The organism is Pseudorhodoplanes sp. (genome assembly GCF_035565795.1).
GTDB lineage: Bacteria > Pseudomonadota > Alphaproteobacteria > Rhizobiales > Xanthobacteraceae > Pseudorhodoplanes.
The window spans coordinates 1-14884 of record NZ_DATMRV010000035.1 but is presented as its reverse complement, the minus strand read 5'-3'; the positions used below and the strand labels follow the sequence as shown (position 1 = coordinate 14884).

The 14884-nt window shown below is 61.9% G+C and carries 17 protein-coding genes; 11 read left to right on the top strand and 6 right to left on the bottom strand.

Features of this window, described 5'->3' with window-relative positions; all coding sequences use genetic code 11:
• The 5 genes from VNZ93_RS03460 to VNZ93_RS03440 all read right to left on the bottom strand — a co-directional run.
• The coding region (locus VNZ93_RS03460) for an ABC transporter ATP-binding protein (protein WP_414709966.1) at window positions 1–524 on the bottom strand (524 nt) is incomplete at its 3' end.
• Between the two features lie 5 nt (window positions 525–529).
• Window positions 530–1315, bottom strand: a complete 786-nt coding sequence (gene ssuC / locus VNZ93_RS03455; protein ID WP_325700122.1) for an aliphatic sulfonate ABC transporter permease SsuC — start codon at window positions 1313–1315, stop codon at window positions 530–532.
• A complete protein-coding gene (ssuD, locus tag VNZ93_RS03450; protein WP_325700120.1) occupies window positions 1312–2484 on the bottom strand; it encodes an FMNH2-dependent alkanesulfonate monooxygenase in 1173 nt (390 codons plus the stop codon). Before ssuD ends, ssuC begins: the two co-directional genes overlap by 4 nt.
• Window positions 2481–3437, bottom strand: coding sequence for a sulfonate ABC transporter substrate-binding protein (locus VNZ93_RS03445; protein ID WP_414709964.1), 957 nt, complete (start codon window positions 3435–3437; stop codon window positions 2481–2483). Before VNZ93_RS03445 ends, ssuD begins: the two co-directional genes overlap by 4 nt.
• Window positions 3438–3461: 24 nt before the next feature.
• Window positions 3462–3668 (bottom strand): hypothetical protein, encoded by a 207-nt coding sequence (locus VNZ93_RS03440; protein ID WP_325700118.1) that lies wholly within the window; start codon window positions 3666–3668, stop codon window positions 3462–3464.
• A gap of 412 nt (window positions 3669–4080) precedes the next feature.
• On the opposite strand from VNZ93_RS03440, the gene VNZ93_RS03435 reads away from it, so the two are divergent.
• The 9 genes from VNZ93_RS03435 to VNZ93_RS03395 all read left to right on the top strand — a co-directional run bounded on the left by VNZ93_RS03435 (window position 4081) and on the right by VNZ93_RS03395 (window position 12511).
• The gene (locus VNZ93_RS03435) at window positions 4081–4689 is read left to right on the top strand and encodes an alpha/beta hydrolase (RefSeq protein WP_325700116.1); all 609 of its coding nucleotides are present in this window, start codon (window positions 4081–4083) and stop codon (window positions 4687–4689) included.
• A gap of 1 nt (window position 4690) precedes the next feature.
• On the top strand, window positions 4691–5653 hold the full coding sequence (locus VNZ93_RS03430; RefSeq protein ID WP_414709963.1) for an aliphatic sulfonate ABC transporter substrate-binding protein: 963 nt from the start codon (window positions 4691–4693) through the stop codon (window positions 5651–5653).
• 492 nt (window positions 5654–6145) lie between these two features.
• The gene (locus VNZ93_RS03425) at window positions 6146–6373 is read left to right on the top strand and encodes a hypothetical protein (protein ID WP_325700113.1); all 228 of its coding nucleotides are present in this window, start codon (window positions 6146–6148) and stop codon (window positions 6371–6373) included.
• 39 nt (window positions 6374–6412) lie between these two features.
• A complete protein-coding gene (gene cysP / locus VNZ93_RS03420) occupies window positions 6413–7417 on the top strand; it encodes a thiosulfate ABC transporter substrate-binding protein CysP (protein WP_325700110.1) in 1005 nt (334 codons plus the stop codon).
• 71 nt (window positions 7418–7488) lie between these two features.
• Window positions 7489–8313, top strand: coding sequence for a sulfate ABC transporter permease subunit CysT (gene cysT, locus VNZ93_RS03415; protein WP_325700107.1), 825 nt, complete (start codon window positions 7489–7491; stop codon window positions 8311–8313).
• 4 nt (window positions 8314–8317) lie between these two features.
• Window positions 8318–9181: a sulfate ABC transporter permease subunit CysW gene (gene cysW / locus VNZ93_RS03410; RefSeq protein ID WP_325700104.1), complete on the top strand. Its 864-nt coding sequence runs from the start codon at window positions 8318–8320 to the stop codon at window positions 9179–9181.
• 54 nt (window positions 9182–9235) lie between these two features.
• Window positions 9236–9520 carry a class II aldolase/adducin family protein gene (locus tag VNZ93_RS03405; protein ID WP_414709965.1) on the top strand — a complete coding sequence of 95 codons (285 nt, stop codon included), beginning with the start codon at window positions 9236–9238 and terminating at the stop codon, window positions 9518–9520.
• A 136-nt stretch (window positions 9521–9656) separates the two neighbouring features.
• Window positions 9657–11351, top strand: a complete 1695-nt coding sequence (locus tag VNZ93_RS03400) for an AMP-binding protein (RefSeq protein ID WP_325700098.1) — start codon at window positions 9657–9659, stop codon at window positions 11349–11351.
• Window positions 11348–12511 carry an FAD-dependent monooxygenase gene (locus VNZ93_RS03395; RefSeq protein ID WP_325700095.1) on the top strand — a complete coding sequence of 388 codons (1164 nt, stop codon included), beginning with the start codon at window positions 11348–11350 and terminating at the stop codon, window positions 12509–12511. The genes VNZ93_RS03400 and VNZ93_RS03395 overlap by 4 nt, the downstream gene beginning before the upstream one ends.
• Before the next feature lie 43 nt (window positions 12512–12554).
• On the opposite strand, the gene VNZ93_RS03390 is transcribed toward VNZ93_RS03395, so the two are convergent.
• On the bottom strand, window positions 12555–13010 hold the full coding sequence (locus VNZ93_RS03390) for an acyl-CoA thioesterase (protein ID WP_325700092.1): 456 nt from the start codon (window positions 13008–13010) through the stop codon (window positions 12555–12557).
• Between the two features lie 133 nt (window positions 13011–13143).
• Between VNZ93_RS03390 and VNZ93_RS03385 the strand changes: the two genes are divergently transcribed.
• Entirely contained in the window at window positions 13144–14322 is a 1179-nt protein-coding gene (locus VNZ93_RS03385) for an ABC transporter substrate-binding protein (protein ID WP_325700089.1), read from the top strand.
• A gap of 29 nt (window positions 14323–14351) precedes the next feature.
• Window positions 14352–14884: branched-chain amino acid ABC transporter permease (locus VNZ93_RS03380; RefSeq protein WP_325700086.1), on the top strand; the 533-nt coding region annotated here is incomplete at its 3' end.

The following is a 14884-nucleotide window of genomic DNA, read 5'->3' as shown; positions in this document are numbered from 1 at the left end:
CCAGGTTCGCTGACAAGAGCACGTGCGAGCGCCACACGCTGCTTCTGGCCGCCGGAAAGGATCGCCGGCCAGTCGTTGCGGCGGTCCTCAAGCCCGACCTCTCGCAATGTCGCAAGCGCACGCTCACGGGCATCCGCCGATTTGCGTTCGTCGCCTAGCCCGACCTCGACATTCGAGAGAACCCTCGCCCAGGGAAGCAACCGCGGCTCCTGGAACATGACGCGGATGTCGTTGCGGTGCAGTTCCCCATCAGCCTTCTCACCGAACCAGAAGCTGCCCCTTGTCGGCTTTTCGAGCCCGACCAGCAGCCGCAGCAATGTGCTTTTGCCGCAGCCGCTTCGCCCCACGATGGTAACGAACTGGCCCGGCTCGATCGTCAGATCGATACCGCGGAGCACGTCCTGCTCGCCGAACGATTTGTGCAGACCTTCGATCGTGATCGAAAGGCCGTGTCCGGCTTTGCCGGGCTGCAGGCCCGTTGCGGGTCTCGCAAGAGTGACCGGCGGGACGACATGCTGGTTCATCGCGGTCACGCTTTCTGAAAGGCCGGGTGCCAGGACAGACAAAGCCGTTCGAGCAAACGTGCCGCGCTGTCCGCGAGCTTTCCGAACAGCGCGTAGATGACAATGCTGAGCACAACGACATCGACAAGCAGGAATTCGCGCGCCTGCATCGCCATGTAGCCAATGCCCGACGAGGCAGCGATCGTTTCGGCAACGATCAAGGTCAACCACATGATGCCGAGCGCATAGCGCAATCCAACGAAGATCGAGGGCAACGCACCCGGCAGGATGACCCGCCAAAATAACGTAACCGGCGACATGCCGTAGGTGCGCCCCATCTCGACGAGCTGATTGTCGACGGTGCGGATGCCGTGCAGCGTGTTGATGTAGATCGGAAAGAACACGCCGAGCGCGACCAGGAAGATCTTGGCTTCCTCGTCGATTCCGAACCAGAGGATGACCAGCGGGATCAGGGCGAGGTGCGGCACGTTGCGGATCATCTGCAGCGTGGAGTCGAGATAGCGCTCGGACCTGCGCGACAATCCATTCGCGAGCCCGAGCGCGAAACCGATGCCGCCGCCGATCGCAAAGCCAACGATCGCGCGCCAGAAGCTGACCCAGATATTCTTAACGAGCTCACCGTTGAGCAACAGCTTCCAACCCGCAGCCAGCACTTCGGTCGGTGCCGGAAGGACCCGGACCGGTATAAGACCGATCATCGACAGGGCCTGCCAGATTGCGAGGATCGCAAGCGGCAGCACCCATTGCGAGAGCGAGCTGAAGCGCCCGCGTTTCTCCACGGTCGCGCTCATGACTGCGACGCTTGCTTGTGCGGAAGAAGATCGTTCGCGATGGTCTCGCCGAACGGTCCGGTATTGACCGGAAGGGCGCCCTGGCTTCGATCATGTGCGAGCGGCAGGTGCGGGAAAACGAGCTCGGCGAAGCGATAGGCTTCCTCGAGATGCGGATACCCCGACATGATGAAGGTATCGATGCCGACCGCCATGTATTCCTTGATGCGCGCCGCGACGGTCTCGGGGTCCCCGACAAGCGCAGTCCCTGCTCCGCCGCGTACGAGACCAACACCAGCCCAGAGGTTCGGGCTGACTTCCAGCTTGTCTCTGCGCCCGCCGTGCAGTTGCGACATCCGCCGCTGTCCTTCGGAATCCATGCGCGCGAAAATCTTCTGGGCCTGCGCGATGGTGTCGTCGCTGACATGCTCGATCAGCCTGTCGGCGGCGCGCCAGGCTTCCGCGTTGGTCTCGCGCACGATCACATGCAACCGGATGCCGAAGCTGAGCTTGCGCCCTTTATTCGCCGCGGCGGCCGCCACGCGATTGACCTTTTCGGCCACCTGCGCTGGAGGTTCGCCCCACGTCAGGTATTTCTCGACAATGCCGGCGGCGACATCGATGCCCGCATCCGACGACCCACCGAAATAGAGCGGTGGCCGCGGGCTCTGTACCGGCTTGAACAGCAGGCGGCCGTCCTCGATGGCGATGTGCTTCCCCTTGTAGTCGAGGGTCTCGCCCTCAAGGAGGCGGGTATAGACATCGAGGAATTCACGCGTGACGGCATAACGCTCGTCATGCGGGAGAAAGATGCCGTCGCCCTTATTTTCGACCGGGTCGCCGCCGGTCACCACGTTGATGAGGAGCCGCCCGCCGCAGATTCGGTCGAGTGTCGCCGTCATGCGCGCTGCGACCGATGGCGATTGCAGCCCCGGCCGCACGGCGACGAGGTATCGAAGCCGACGCGTAAATGGCGCAACCGCCGACGCGACGACCCAGGAGTCCTCGCAGGATCGTCCGGTCGGCAGCAACACGCCGAAATAGCCGAGATCGTCGGCGGCCTGCGCAATCTGCCGCAGATAATTGAAGTCTACCTGCCGGCCACCTGCGGTCGTTCCGAGATAGCGCCCGTCTCCATGGGTCGGCAAGAACCAGAGGATGTTGGCCTGAGAAGGTGGAGTGACGGTCATGATCCAGCCCGCACGGCATCGGAAATAGTGATCTTCTTCGGCAGCAGCCCGAGTTCGAAGAAGGTGTCGGCGATATTCTGCTGCGCCTTGATCACCGCGCCATCGATCGGCTTGATTCCGTAAGACTGACGCTTGAGTGCGACCTCGAGGACCGGCACCGGCAAACCGACTAAAGGGCTGAGCTGTTCGGAAACCGCCTTGATATCGCGCTTCGCCCAGTCGTCGACCTCACTCAATTCAGCAAGCACTACATCCAGAGCCTTCGTGTTCGCTTCGACGAAAGCACGGCGGCCCAGATAAAACTGATGATTGGCGACCAAACCTTGGCCGTCGGCTAGCGTTCGAGCGCCGGTTGCGGCTTCCGCGGCCGCCTGGAACGGATCCCAAATCACCCAAGCGTGGACCGAACCGCGTTCGAATGCAGCACGCGCATCGGCCGGGGCGAGAAATACCGTTTCGATCTCGGAATATTTGACGCCCGCCTTCTCCAGCGCCTTAACCAGCAGATAGTGGACATTTGAACCCTTGTTGAGCGCAACCTTCTTGCCCTTCAAGTCGGCAACGGTCTTGATTGGGCTGTCCTTCGCGACCAGGATTGCTTCTCCCGCCGGCGCTGGCGGTTCCTGGGCGACATAGACAAGCTGCGCACCGGCAGCCTGAGCAAAAATCGGGGGCGCTTCGCCGGTATTGCCGAAATCGATCGCACCCACATTGAGTGCCTCAAGCATTTGCGGACCGGCAGGGAATTCTTTCCATTCAACCTTATAGCCCAGCGGTTTGAGCTTGCCCTCAAGCGTGCCCTTGCTCTTGAGCAGAACGAGCTTGCCGTACTTCTGGAAGCCAATCCTTACGACCTTGTCTTGCGTTTGCGCGGCCGCAGGCAGCAACGCCATTGCTGCGAAGGCGGATGCGGCGACGCCCAGAGCAACAAGCCACGATTTGATTGACCTCATGTCGGTCATCCTCTCAAAGCCGAATCAGAAAGTCGGAATGTGGGTTTGATCGCGACCGAGCTCGCGATCGGTCTCATCGGGCGGCGACATGTCGAATGCCGCTTCAGCACCAGGACGCAGCCGCCACAACGATGGATCGGAGTCATCGCCAGCGCGATCAAGACAACGCTCGACGTCGTTCAGCACCGCGCCGCAGATTGAACTGACACGTCTCAAAACCTCCCGCAGCATGACGACAACTCCGTCGTTTCAAACGTCCGCAAATCCTGACCAGCCCAATCGCAATTGTCGATAGAATGGATTTTTGATTTTGGGAGCCAATGAAGGACAGCGAGATCGTTGCGAGACAAACGTTCTACGATTTGCCCATCCGGGCTTATTCTTGTTCTCTGCAGGATCAGTTCGGATACATGCACATAACATCAATTGATGATGTTGAATGCGAAAGCAGCGCAGACCTGAGCGCGCATGTCATTCATTCTCTTATTTTGTTCCAGAAACACATTTTGCTTCTGACGAAACAAACATCTTCGAACGGTTCTTCTTATTTTTATGCGACATGCTTTAAGCGCTTGCTGATTGGGCCACGCTTGCATTTGTATCGACGGATGACGATCGCACTGAGATCTTGCAAGGCCCCGTCGTGACCGTTGGCGACATCTTCACACCTGCCATCATCGTGCCGGGGCTCGGCGGATCCGAACCGCAACATTGGCAATCACATTTCGAGCGCTCGCTTCCAGTCGCGACACGGATTTCGGGAGTAGATTGGGAGCGTCCATCTCTTCTCGAATGGACCGACGCGTTGTTGCGCGCGCTGGATCGGCAGCCAGACAGCGTCCTGATCGCTCACAGTCTCGGTTGCGCATTGATCGCGCATGCCGCGGTACGCTACCCGCACCTGCCGGCGGCCGGTGCCATGCTCGTCGCGCCTGCCGACATCGATGCTTCGCCGGCTATCCCGGAATGGCTTGGTAGCTTCGCTGGCGTCCCGCGACGGCCACTGCCCTTCCCCTCGATTGTGATCGCAAGCACGAACGATCCGTACATGACCGCAAACCGCGCGCGAACCTTTGCCGCTGCCTGGGGCGCGCAACTCATCAATCTCGGCACCTGCGGACACATCAACGTCGCATCCGGATTCGGTCATTGGCCAGAAGGCCAGCGCATCCTGCGCGATTTCGCCGCGCGGATATCAAGTTCGAGGACGCTTCCGTCGAATTCCTTCACCCTTCAACCGCAAAGGACCTGACATGCCAGTATTGCTCTTGACCCGGCGCATGGCGCTGGCCGGACTCATAATCGCCGCATCAGCCGCACCGTCGTTTGCTCAGGATGTATCCGACACAGTGCGGATCGGCCTGCAACGCTCCTCGACACTCACCGCGATCCTGCGCGCCAACGGCGAACTCGAGAAGGCGCTGGCGCCGCTGAAGGTGAAGGTGTCGTGGCACGAATTCACCAGCGGCCTGCCGCTGCTCGAGGCGCTGAACCTCGGCAATATCGATGTCAGCGCCGACGTCGCCGACACCGTGCCGGTGTTTGCGCAAGCGGCGGGCGCCAAGCTCGTCTATTTCGCGGAAGAAGCGGCTTCCCCCGGCGCGCAGGCAATCCTCATTCCCGGTAACTCGCCGATCAAGTCGGTCGGAGAACTGAAGGGCAAGAAGGTCGCCGTGACCAAGGGCGCGGGCAGCCACTTTCTCCTCGTCGCCGCGCTGAAGGACGCCGGCGTCACCTTCAAGGAGATCGCGCCCGCTTATCTCACCGCCGCCGACGGCCGCGCAGCCTTCGTCAGCAATAACGTCGACGCCTGGGTGGCGTGGGATCCGTTCCTCACCATCGCGCAGCGGCAATCCGGCGCGAAAGTCCTTCGCGACGGCAAAGGCCTCTCCGGCTACAAGCGCTATTATCTTGCGTCCGGAAACTTCGCCGCCCGCCGCGGCGACGTGCTGAAGGTGTTCTACCAGAAGCTCGACGAGACCGGCCGCTGGGTGAATGCCGAGCCGAAGGCCGCGGCCAAGCTGCTCTCGAGTCTTTGGGGCATCGATGCCGACATCGTCGAGCAGGCGCTCCGAAACCGCACCCACAAGATCGGCACCGTCACGAAGGCGGGTCTCACCGAACAGCAGAGCATCGCGGACGCCTTCGTGACCGAAGGCGTGCTTCCGAAGCGCATCGACACCACCGACGTGAAGATCTGGAGCCCGGGGAGCTAGGCGGCAGGCGTCACGCAAGACGTGGTCCCTGCTTTGAATGATGGGGCCTCTCCCTCTACCGCGCACCAAAGCAAACGCCGACGGCCCCTTGGCCGTCGGCGTTTTCATTGCGCGTCCGCCTGGCGAGCGACACGTGGAACGGCTTTCCTTACCCGGTCCGCGCGCTGCGCGATTAATTCTCTTTCCTGCATGGAAAAGGCATCATTTTCTTATTTTTCCGCGTCTCTTGACCCCACTCCCGCTTGTCGAGAAAAGTGACCTTGCCCTGCCATTTCGGCAGGGCCGCGGGATTTGACCGAGCAGCTTGCGCCGCGACTTTCAACGCTAAAGCGCCACGAATGCTCTTCGTGGGCTCCACAAGTCAGGAGAAACGCGATGAGCCATATTGTCCATCGCAATAGACTGCACCACTGCCGCACACATGACGCCGATCGTCCGTGTTGTCGCTGAGCGCAAATTCTTCGCTCAGCACAATCAATCACGGAGATCACCATGTTCGATGCCTATGTCATTGAAGTCGGCGATATCGCTGCCGGCGTCATCGTCAAGGACGGCCCCCGCTTCACCTTCTGCGCATCCGATTCGAACTTCAGCGCGCTGGACGGGCGGAATTTCCACAATGCGCGGGACGCCGAAGCTGCGGCCCGCCGCCATTTCACCGGAACCCGCGGCAGGCCTGCGCGGCCCCCGCTCGCCGAACGCATGCTCGGTGCGCGCTGAACCCCATTCATCCCCTCGACGCATTCATCAGGAGACATCATGCGCAAATTCTTGTTCGCGGCCGTTGCCGCTTCATTCATCGCCGGACCCGCGCTCGCCCAGGACAAGGGACCGGATACAATCCTCAACGTGTCCTATGACATCTCGCGCGAACTGTTCGCGGCGATCAACGACGCGTTCATCAAGAACTGGAAGGCGAAGACAGGGCAGGCTCTGACCGTCAATCAGTCCCATGCCGGCTCGTCGCGCCAGGCGCGGGCGGTGCTGGAAGGGCTGGAGGCCGACGTCGTGACGTTCAATCAGGTCACCGACGTGCAGGTCCTGCACGACCGCGGAAAGCTGATCCCCGCCGACTGGCAGAAGCGCCTGCCGAACGATTCTTCCCCGTACTACTCCCTGCCGGCGTTCCTCGTGCGTGCCGGCAACCCGAAGAACATCAAGGATTGGGACGATCTCGTCCGCCCCGACGTCAAGGTCGTGTTTCCGAATCCGAAGACCTCCGGCAACGCGCGCTATACCTATCTCGCGGCCTATGCCTTCGCGAAGGAGAAGTATGGCAGCGACGAAAAGGCCGAAGAGTTCATCAAGAAGCTGTTCGCGAACGTCCCCGTGTTCGATACCGGCGGACGCGGTGCGACCACCACCTTCGTCGAGCGTGAAGTAGGTGATGCGCTCATCACCTTCGAGGCGGAGACCAACGGCATTCGCGACCAGTTTGCGGCCAAGAAATTCGAGGTCGTCGTACCCTCGCTCAGCCTCTTGGCCGAATTCCCGGTCACGGTCGTCGACCGCGTCGTCGACAAGCGCGGATCGCGGAAAGTCGCAACCGCCTATCTGGAATTCCTGTACTCGCAGGAGGGCCAGGAGATCCTCGCGAAGCTCCACAACCGCGTTCACCATCCCGAAGTCGTCAAGAAGTACCAGGCCAACTTCCCGAGAGTGCGCCTCGTGAAGGTGGAGGACACCTTCGGCGGCTGGGACAAGGTCAACAAGGAGCATCTCACCTCGGGCGGAAAGCTGGATCGTCTGTTCGGCTCCCGCTAGGGATGTGACCAACTGGCGAGGCCGCACGCGCATGCCGCGTGCGGCTTCGCTGCTGTTCCGAGACTCCGCTCTTGCGCCGTCGCACCATCCCCGGATTTGGTCTCTCCCTCGGAACGACGATCCTGTACCTTGGGATCGTCGTTCTGCTGCCGCTCGCTGCGCTCCTCCTGAAAGCGGCTGAGGTAGGCCCCGCGCAATTCGCCGCCATCATCGGAAGTCCACGGACGCTGAATGCGATCCGGTTGACGGTGCTGACCGCGCTCGGGGCAACGCTGTTCAATGCCGTCTACGGGCTCGCGCTGGCCTGGGTGCTGGCACGCTACGACTTCCCGGGAAAGCGCCTGCTCGACGCACTGGTGGACGTTCCATTTGCGCTGCCGACCGCCGTCGCGGGGCTCGCGCTGACCGCGCTGTTCGCCAAGAGCGGATGGTTCGGACGGCCGCTCGCCGAGCTCGGCATCGCCGTCGCCTATACGCCGCTCGGCATCATGCTGGCGATGGCCTTCACTTCGGTGCCGTTCGTCGTCCGCACGGTCCAGCCGGTGATCGAGGACCTCGGCACCGACATCGAGGAAGCCGCCGGCTCGCTCGGCGCGGGTGAGTTGCGCATCCTGCGGTCCATCATCTTCCCGGCGATCTTTCCGGCCTTCCTGACCGGCTGTTCGCTGGCCTTCTCCCGCAGCCTCGGTGAATTCGGCGCCATCATCTTCATTGCCGGCAACCAGCCGAACTACACCGAGATCATCGCGCTGCTCGCCTTCATCCGGTTGGAGGAATTCGACTATCCCGCCGCGGCCGCGATCGCGGCCACGATGATGATGATCGCCTTTGCCATGCTGCTCATCACCAACGCGATCCAGTCATGGCATCTGCGTTATGCCGACCGTGGAGACTGACGGCATGGCCGACACCGCGCTGCGCACAAGGGTTGGGACATTCAAGGTGGGCGGGGCACCCGCCGTGCGGCGCACACTGCTGGCGGCGGTCTGGGTGATGACCCTCCTTTTCATCGTGGCACCGCTGGTCACGATCATCGCCCTTGCCTTCGCAAAGGGCGTTGCGGGTTATATCCAGAATCTGGTCGAGCCCGCGACGATGCACGCGATCTTCCTCACGGTGCTGACCGCTCTGGTGGTCGTTCCGATCAACACCGCCTTTGGTCTGACCGCAGCCTGGGCGGTGACCAAGTTCCGGTTTCCGGGGCGCGATCTTCTCGTGACGTTGATTGACCTTCCCTACTCGATATCGCCGATCGTAGCCGGCGTCGCCCTGCTCCTGGTCTATGGCGCACAGGGTCTCTTCGGACCGTTTCTGGCTGATCACGGCATCAAGATCATGTTTGCTCTACCGGCGATCTTTCTCGCCAGCCTGTTTGTGACCGCGCCCTTCGTCGCGCGCGAAGTGATCCCGCTGATGCAGACTCAAGGGACGGACGAGGAAGAGGCGGCGCTGTCGCTCGGAGCCTCGGGGTGGAAAACCTTCATGTATGTCACGCTGCCCAGCGTGCGCTGGTCCGTGATTTATGGTGCGATCCTGTGCAATGCGCGCGTGATGGGGGAATTCGGCGCGGTCTCCGTGGTATCAGGGAACATCCGCGGCGTCACCAATACGCTGCCACTGCAAGTCGAGCTGCTCTACCACGACTATAACGTCACCGGCGCATTCGCGGCAGCATCGGTGCTGACGCTCGTGGCGCTCCTGACGATCCTCGCGCGGTTCATCTTCGAGCAACGGGGCGCGCCCGTCGGCCCGGCGCGCCACTGACGGCGATTTGTCGTCGTCGATCGCGGGACGCCTACGGTCAGGTCAGCATCAGACATCCGACAAGCCAGACCGCTTTCTGCTGTCTCGCTCGCTCAGCCCCGCGCGTGTGAGCGCAGCGACATCATGGAATTCGATCTGGAAGACAATCCGGTGGGCGACGACAGCCGGCCCTCCTATGCCGAACGTTACATCCATGCCGTCATTTACGCCGCTCGGCCCGACATACGGGCGGTCGCTCCTGGTCACCGCAAGCCGATTCATTCACAGTCACAAACACACCACCATCGGACCAGACGACAATCATCCAACGATACTGCCCACCGGTTATTGACAGAGTAGTCAATTTTTTGTCTCATACGTCAAATCGAAGAGAGAGCCCGGCGGCAACAAGCCGGGACAGCGGAGTTGCTGACGGGACAACGCGCTGTGCGTGGGTGCCCGGCCGCGCTCCTTCGCGTAACAGGGAGAACCAGCAATGACAAAGCGGTTTGTCATTCCCGGCGTCACGTATCGTTCGGAGGCCGAGAAGCAGCGCCATCTCGCAAGCGGAGCCTGGCTGCCCATGACGGCGGGCGACTCCATGCGCGAAGCGGCGGCGGCACGACCGCAAAAGTCTGCTGTCATCGCGGAGGACGGCATCTATACCTTCGAGGAGCTGGACCGGCTGTCTGAATCGCTCGCGGCCGGGCTAATCGAGGCAGGGCTCCGCCCCGGCGACCGCGCCGTGTTCCAGATCGGCTCGGTGAAGGAGATCTTTGTCGCGCTCTACGGCTGCTTCAAGGCCGGCATCGTGCCGCTGTGCACGCTCCCGCAATATCGCGAGATCGAGATCAAGTCGCTCGGCGAGCGCGCGGGCGCCGTCGCCTATTTCGTGCAGGGCGACGTGTCGTCGAGCTTCGACCAGATCGGCTTCGCGCGGCAGATGATGGCGGCAATGCCGAACATCAAGCACCTGGTCGTCACCCGCGGCGAGGCCGGAAACGGCCTGTCGCTGGAAGCGCTCGCCAACAAATACGACACCAGGACCGCGCGCGAGATCGTGCGCCCACACGAGCCGACGCCGGACGACGTCATCATGTTCCAGCTCTCGGGCGGCTCGACCGGCCTGCCGAAAATCATCCCGCGGTTTCATTCGGAATATCTCGGCTCGGCACTCGCGCTCGCCAAGGCCTATGAACTCGACGAAAACGACGTCGCCATGTGGGCGCTGCCGCTGATCCACAATGCCGGCATGCTGTTCACGGTGATCCCGACCACCGTGATGCGGCGGACCAATGTGATCCGCAACAGCTTCGACGTGGAGAAATTCCTCGCCGCAATCCCCGCACACCGCGTGACCTTCACCGGCAGCATCGGGCCCGTCGCGCCGCGCGTCATGGAACATCCGCGCATCTCCGATTACGACCTGTCTTCGCTCCGCCAATTCTTCACCCTGTCGCGCGCCGACGGCCTCGAAGCGCATACCGGCATTGTTTCCGGCAACATGTTCGGCATCACCGAAGGATTGCTGATGGCCTCGGCCCCCAGCGATCCGGTCGAGGCGCGGCACAAGGGATGCGGGCGACCGGTCCGCGCCGACGACGAAGTCAGACTGCTGAAGCCCGGCACGGAGGAAGAGGTTGCGTTCGGCGAAGTCGGCGAGCTCGCCTTCCGTGGCCCGAACACCCTCACCGGCTACTACAACGATCCGAAGGCCAACGAGGCCGCCTTCACCTCCGACGGATTCTTCCGCACCGGCGACCTCTTGCGCGCCTTCAAGGTCAACGGACATGTCAACTATTGCTTCGAGGGACGCATCAAGGACAACATTAACCGCGGCGGCGAAAAGATCGGCGCGGAAGAGCTGGAAAACCTGATCGCCGGGCACCCCGACGTGCTGGACGCGCGCGTGGTTGCGATGCCCGACAAGATCTACGGCGAGAAGGTCTGCGCCTATGTGGTGCCGAAGCCCGGACATAGCGCCCCGAGCGTGAAGTCACTGGGCGAATTCCTGCTCCAGGCGGGGCTTGCCAAATACAAGCTGCCCGAGCGCGTCGAGTCCATCGCCGCCTTCCCGGTCACGCGGGTCGGCAAGGTGGACAAGGCGGCGATGCGCGCGGACATCGCAAAGAAGCTCGCAGACGAGGAAGCCGCGGCCGCCGCCATGTTGCCGGAGGTGAAGCAAGCATGAGCCTGTCGCTCAAGATCGCGGTTGTCGGGGGCGGGCCGGCCGGCCTGTTATTCGCGAAGCTGGTAGCGCGGGAAAATCCCGGCTGCCGGATCGATGTGTTCGAGCAGAATCCCTCCGACGCCACCTATGGCTTCGGGATCGTGCTGGCCGATGTCGTGCTGGACTTCCTGACGGGTGTCGATGCCGACTTACATGCCGACCTCACCGGAGCCGCCGAGCGGCAGGACGCCATCACAATCTATCACCAGCGACAGGCGGTTCCGATCCGCGGCAATGTCTTCCTCGGCATTCCGCGCGTGCGGCTTCTCAACATCATGCAGACGCATGCGGCCTCCAAAGGAGTCAACATCGAGTACTCGAAGCGCATCGAGAACCTGGACGCGCTCAAAGGTTACGACCTGATCGTCGGCGCCGACGGCGTGAACAGTGCCGTCCGCAACGCGCTGCAGCACGAATTCCAGGCCGTGGTCGAACCGCGCCTCAACAAATGGGCCTGGTACGGCACGTGCCACAGGTTCGATTCCGTCGAGCTGATCTTCGAGCAGACCCCCTACGGCATCTTCATCGCGCACAGCTACCGCTATGCGGCCGATGCCGGCACCTTCGTGATCGAATGCCATCCCGACACTTGGAAGCGGGCCGGTCTCGACACCAAGAGCGACGAGGAAAGCCGCAGATTCTGCGGCGAGATCTTCGCGCGCTATCTCGACGGCGACGAACTGATCTCGAACCGCTCGCTCTGGTTCAATCCCAGCTTCGTGACCTCCAAGCGTTGGTATGCCGGCAATGTGGTGCTGATCGGCGACGCGCTGAAGACGGTGCACCCTTCCATCGGTTCGGGCACACGCATGGCCTTCGAGGATGCGGTCGCGCTCGCAAGGGCGGTCAACGGAGGCGGCGGCGATGTCGCGGCGAGCCTTGCCGAATTTGAGCGCTCACGACGGCCGACCGCGGATGGCTTCCAGGACGCGGCGATGCGATCGATCCTCTGGTACGAGACCGCTGATACCCGCATGCACCTGACGCCGCTGGAATTCGCCTACAATTTCATGATGCGCACCGGCAAGGTAAACCGCGAACGCCTGCGCAAGATCGATCCCGACTTCCTCGCCGCCTACGAGGCGGAAGCCGCCGGCAAGGAGATGGCCGAGCAGGCTTAAGTCACAGCCTTCGGTCGAAGATTTTCAAGCCTTCGGTCGAAGTTCAAGTTGTGTGCTGACGGTAATGTTCGAGTTTCTGCCGCAACACGTCCGGGATCGTAATGGATTTCCGCTCCGTACGCGACAGCGTGATCGGCGTGACCTGCGCGACGAAGAGGTCGCGCGCCGGATCGGTGATGCTGCGGCCGGTGATGACGACGTCGAAGGTGCGCGTGCGGATATCGGTCACGATGCAGGTCATGTCGAACACCTGCTCGACCTCCAGCATGTTTCGGAATTCGAACGACAGCGCCTTGATCGGGGAATCGAAGCCTGTGCGCTTCATGAAGCCGAACATCGGTTCGCCGAGCAGCGTCGAGATGAACCATTGATAGGCGGACAGCGCGAATTCCGAAAAATTCGGCGTATAGACCACGCCCGCCGGATCGCATTCACCAAATTTGACGCGCCGCCGCACAACGACCGGCAGAGTCGAAATCACTTTTTCCGAGAAGTCCAATCCAGCCTCCGCCCGTGGAAATCGAGCGTCGATAACAGGCCGGGGCTGCCGAACCCATCGACAATCTGAACTTTAGACTGTATCGTCAATTCTTCAACGATAAAGACAAATTCGGGAACGCAAGGAGGACGCCATGACATCCCGACTTTCACTGCTCGCCGGATTGACGCTGGCGGCGTTGCTGCCGCTCTCCGCACAGGCCCAGTCTCAGGATCCGGTGCGCCTCGGCTTTCTGTCGTCGATGAGCGGGACGTTCGGCGTGCTCGGAGCCGAGCAGAAGCGTGGCATGGATCTGGCGCTCGAGCATCTCGGCAACAAGCTCGGCGGCCGCCCGGTGAAGCTGATCGAGGTGGACGATAAGTCGAGCCCGGTCGAAGCCGCCGACCTCGCCAACAAGCTGGTCGAGCGCGAGAAGGTGCAGGTGGTGACCGGCCTCGTGGTATCGAACTCGATGCTGGCCGCAATCGATCCGCTGCTCAAGAACAACGTGTTCGTGGTCGGCGCCAACGCCGGCCCCTCGCAGCTCGCCGGCGAGAAGTGTCACCAGAACATGTTCGTGGTCGCCTTCGCCAACGAGCAATGGGGCACCGGCCTCGCCGACTACCTGAACCGCACCGGCGTGAAGCGCATGATGTTCCTCGGCATGGATTATCAGGCTGGCTGGGATCACGCGAAGTCGGTAGCCAGGAACTTCAAGGGCGAAAACCTCGGCGAAATCTACACCCCGCTTAGCCAGATGGACTTCTCCTCGGTGCTGACGCAGGTGCGCGCGAAGAAGCCGGACGCCATCTACGCCTTCTATGTCGGCGGCGCCGCGGTGCCCTTCATGAAGCAGTGGAAGCAGTCCGGTCTCGGCCAGAGCGTGAAGCTCTATTCGATGGGCGCGATCGCCGATTCCATGCTGCTGCCGGCGATGGGCGATGCGGCACTCGACCTTGAGACCGCCTATAGCTGGAATCCCGAGATGAAGACGCCGGGCAACCAGCGCTTCGTGGAAGACTTCCGCAAGAAGCACGGCCGCAACCCGACGCAGTTCGCGATGTTCCAGTATGACGCGATCATGCTGCTCGACGCCGCGGTGAAGGAAGCCGATCCCGCCGACGCCGACAAGTTCCGCGCGGCGCTGAAGAAGGCGAACTTCAAGTCGCTGCGCGGCAATTTCAAGTTCAACAACAACAACTTCCCGATCCAGGACATCATCCTGCAGCGCGTGGAAAAGACCCCGGACGGCAAGTTCGACGTCAAGTTCGTTGACATCATCAAGAAGGACGTGGAGGACCCGCACCACCGCTCCTGCCCGCTCAAGAGCTGATCGCCACGCGCTGACAGAAACCCGCAGCCATGTCGATCGCCTTCCTCGCGGAGCAGTCGTTCAACGCTCTGCAGCTTGGACTGATGCTGTTTCTGATGGCGGTCGGCGTGACACTGGCCTTCGGAACCATGCGCCTGATCAATCTGGCGCATGGTTCCTTCTTCATGCTCGCCGCCTATTTCTACGCCTGGGTCATCGCGCAGACCGATAGCGGCATTATCTCCTTCATCGGCGCGCTCGCGGGCCTCGCCGTGCTCGCCGTGCTGATCGAGCGCATCATCATCCGCCCGCTCTATCTGCGAGACCATCTTGAACAGGTGCTCGCGACCTTCGGCCTGATCCTCGTATTCAACGATCTCGTCATGATGGTCTGGGGGCGCGATCCAGTTTACGTGCCGCTGCCGGATATCCTGTCCGGCCATGTTATGCTGGGCGACATCGCCTATCCGGCCTATCGCCTCGTCATCACCGCGGTCGCCATCATCATCGGCATCGCGATCTGGTATCTGATCACCCGCACCCGCACCGGCGGTCTGATCCGCGCCAGCGCCGACAACCGCGC

Bases quoted from the DNA above. Each gene is read 5' to 3' on its own strand.
- VNZ93_RS03425 (WP_325700113.1), top strand. From the start codon at position 6,146: ATGTTCGATGCCTATGTCATTGAAGTCGGCGATATCGCTGCCGGCGTC.
- VNZ93_RS03445 (WP_414709964.1), bottom strand. From the start codon at position 3,437: ATGAGGTCAATCAAATCGTGGCTTGTTGCTCTGGGCGTCGCCGCATCC.
- VNZ93_RS03430 (WP_414709963.1), top strand. From the start codon at position 4,691: ATGCCAGTATTGCTCTTGACCCGGCGCATGGCGCTGGCCGGACTCATA.
- VNZ93_RS03395 (WP_325700095.1), top strand. From the start codon at position 11,348: ATGAGCCTGTCGCTCAAGATCGCGGTTGTCGGGGGCGGGCCGGCCGGC.
- cysP (WP_325700110.1), top strand. From the start codon at position 6,413: ATGCGCAAATTCTTGTTCGCGGCCGTTGCCGCTTCATTCATCGCCGGA.
- VNZ93_RS03385 (WP_325700089.1), top strand. From the start codon at position 13,144: ATGACATCCCGACTTTCACTGCTCGCCGGATTGACGCTGGCGGCGTTG.
- cysW (WP_325700104.1), top strand. From the start codon at position 8,318: ATGGCCGACACCGCGCTGCGCACAAGGGTTGGGACATTCAAGGTGGGC.
- ssuC (WP_325700122.1), bottom strand. From the start codon at position 1,315: ATGAGCGCGACCGTGGAGAAACGCGGGCGCTTCAGCTCGCTCTCGCAA.
- ssuD (WP_325700120.1), bottom strand. From the start codon at position 2,484: ATGACCGTCACTCCACCTTCTCAGGCCAACATCCTCTGGTTCTTGCCG.
- VNZ93_RS03400 (WP_325700098.1), top strand. From the start codon at position 9,657: ATGACAAAGCGGTTTGTCATTCCCGGCGTCACGTATCGTTCGGAGGCC.
- VNZ93_RS03440 (WP_325700118.1), bottom strand. From the start codon at position 3,668: ATGCTGCGGGAGGTTTTGAGACGTGTCAGTTCAATCTGCGGCGCGGTG.